At 59.0% G+C, this 2551-nt stretch carries 1 protein-coding gene and 3 pseudogenes; 2 read left to right on the top strand and 2 right to left on the bottom strand.

The annotated features are described in order from the left end of the window. Positions 1 to 189 precede the first annotated feature (189 nt). A pseudogene (locus EP376_RS22530) lies at positions 190 to 1263 on the bottom strand (IS5 family transposase). A gap of 79 nt (positions 1264 to 1342) precedes the next feature. Here EP376_RS22530 and EP376_RS22525 point away from each other — a divergent pair. Beyond that, a pseudogene (locus EP376_RS22525) lies at positions 1343 to 1482 on the top strand (integrase core domain-containing protein); the annotation flags it as partial. Between the two features lie 107 nt (positions 1483 to 1589). On the opposite strand, the gene EP376_RS22520 reads toward EP376_RS22525, so the two are convergent. After that, positions 1590 to 2072: a transposase gene (locus EP376_RS22520; protein WP_164745058.1), complete on the bottom strand. Its 483-nt coding sequence runs from the start codon at positions 2070 to 2072 to the stop codon at positions 1590 to 1592. A gap of 253 nt (positions 2073 to 2325) precedes the next feature. On the opposite strand from EP376_RS22520, the pseudogene EP376_RS23250 reads away from it, so the two are divergent. Further along, positions 2326 to 2551 (top strand): annotated as a pseudogene (locus tag EP376_RS23250) (hypothetical protein); the annotation flags it as partial.

Here is a 2551-nt window from a genome sequence, read left to right as displayed (position 1 = left end):
GGAAACTAGGGGCACCTCAGACAGCCTTGCCGGAGTAATTGCTATGAAACAAAGGCTTGACAGCAATCATGAGAACAGGCTGCTGAAGAAGTCTGCGTGGCGGAGTGGTTTCCCTTGCGGAGGCTATCGGCATTTCGCGTCGCGCCGCTTCATGTTGCAAGCATGTGTGCCCTGATCGGTATGTCGTCGTCATGCCACCAGCAGCCGTGGCAGTCGGGCGAGGTTGTTGGCCGCCATGGTGAGGATTAAGCGCGAGCGCACCCGTTCGACGCCGCGATAGACGGTCTGGGCCATGCCGCCGACGGTCTTGGCCCAGCCGAAGGCCTCCTCGATCCGCTTGCGGTGCTCGATGGACAGGGCATAGCCCTCGTGCCGAATAGTGCGACCGTCGATCGCTGAATATCTTGATTTCAGCGCGACATGGGACGTGACGCAGGCTTGCCGCAGGTCGGCGACGAACTCGGCAGCGTCAAAGTCCTTGTCGGCGCCCAGCGTCAGTTTTCGGGTCGAACCGGGGGAGTGGCGGTGCATCATGTCCAGTGCGGCGCGCCGTTCTGCATGGCCATCGGCCTGCGTCAGGTCGTCCTGCACGATGAGCCCACTCCGGTTCTCCATCAGCGCATGCCCGATGAAGCACAGCATCGCGCCGGTGCCGGGGGACTTCTTGTAGAGCCGCACATCCGGGTCGGTGGTCGAGGCATGGGTGGCATTCGAGCGCGTCTCACCCCGGAAGTCGACTTCGGCATTGCGGTTCTGACGGTTTGGGCGTGTCATCAGCCCTCGGCTGGAAGCTCTTCATCGACGCCCAGGCCTTGACCAGCGTGCCGTCGACCGAGAAGTGAGCGTCCGACAGAAGCGGCGCGACCTCGCGGTGTGCCAGGATCGCAGCCATCATCTTGCGCGAAATTTCGGTCGTAAGCAGCCGGTCGCGGTTCTTGGTGAAGACGGTCGGGACCCAGACGGGATCGTCTATGCCGAGGCCAACAAACCAGCGGAACAACAGATTATACTGCATCTGTTCCAACAACTGCCGCTCGGACCGGACCGAGAACAGCATCTGGATCGGGCTCGCCCGGATCAGCCGCTCCGGCGCAATCGAGGGCGGCCAAAGTCGGTGTAGAGCGCCTCGAACTCGGCATCCAGGCTGGACAGCGCGTCAGTCACCACTTGCCGGATCTTGCGCAGCGGATGACGCACCGGGATGCGTTCCTCCAGATCGACATAGCTGAACAGCGACCCGCTCGTCTCGTCCGTCCCGCGCATCATCACCTCCGCCATAACTGTGCGAAGGGTGAATCATGTTTCGCAAAAAAGGTCGAGAGCCGACTTCTTCAGCGCCTGCTACAACTTGCGGGAAGCCCAAGTCCTGATTGAACAATGGCGCAGACACTACGACACGGTCAGCCACACAGCGCACTCGGCTACCGCCCACCCGCGCCAGAAAGCATCGTCCCGATGGACCAGAGGCCGACAATGCACTAACAAATGGGCCGGACCACCCGTCGGGGGCATGCCACCTTCATCCCGAAGAACCAGCCGTTGCCCTTCTTTGTCGACGACGTCTCAGGATCACTCACCTTGGCCTGATTTTATGTCGAGGAATGAGCATCGATGATCGTCGCATCCACCAGTGTGCCAAAGCGTAGCGTGATGGCCTGACCGGCAAGGTGAGTATTAAGCTCTACAAAAGGCTTTTCGGTCAGCCGATGCTTTGCCAGCGGATGGTGAAAGTTCAAGATCGTGGTTTCATCCGGGATGCGGTCGTCTTCAAGTTTGATGTCCGTAAACTGGCGCATGGCGTCACTGTCATACAGCATCTCCTCGGCCATCGGGTCGCTGAGCGCAAACCAGTTCTGGAGGAAATAGATGCGCAGCATCGTCTCCAGCGGCATCGGTGGCCGTCCACCCTTGGGTCCGGCCTTCGGGTAAAGCGGCGCGATCAGAAACAGCAGCCGTGGACAGGGCACAGCCGCATCCATCTCGCGGAGGGACTTCTCACGCCGCGTCTGTTTCTTCTTCAGAGATTGGCAGAAGCCGGGAAAGACGGGTTGCTTGGGCATCGGTAGGTTCATCTATCGTCCTTGCAACTCTACCCCATGACGCTCAGTACGCGAGGTTTTTCAGACATTCCCCAAGTGGCAGTTCATACGTCCCGCAGAGTAATTAGCCCTGATGGATTCGCCGCGGCGGTAACAAGTGGCAGCCTTGGTCGATTTCCGAACTCAAGTCTAAACATATAATAACTAATTCATTCTTAGTTATACTTTAGGTTGCAATAGTATATTATCGCGTGTATTCTGAGCCTTGTTCCAGAGAGACCTCAGCATGCGTCATCTACTCAAGAAACTCCTCCCCTCGGTCGCAGTCACTTTGACTGTGACGGGTACGTCGCTGCCGTTGCCCGCCCGCGCGCAGACCTACCCCATCGATTGCGCGATCCTCTTGTGCTTGTCTGGTGGCTGGCCAGCTTCGGTTCCCTGTAGCTTGGCCCGCGTCGAATTCATTCGACGAATTACGCCTTGGCCGGTGGAACCGCCGCTGCAAATCTGGC

It is taken from the genome of Alexandriicola marinus (assembly GCF_004000435.1).
Taxonomy (GTDB): Bacteria; Pseudomonadota; Alphaproteobacteria; order Rhodobacterales; family Rhodobacteraceae; genus Alexandriicola; species Alexandriicola marinus.
Note: the sequence above shows the minus strand (reverse complement) of the source record. Positions and strands in the feature narration are given on the sequence as shown.

Coding starts and splice junctions, on each gene's coding strand:
- EP376_RS22520 (WP_164745058.1), bottom strand. CDS start 2,072: ATGAACCTACCGATGCCCAAGCAACCCGTCTTTCCCGGCTTCTGCCAA.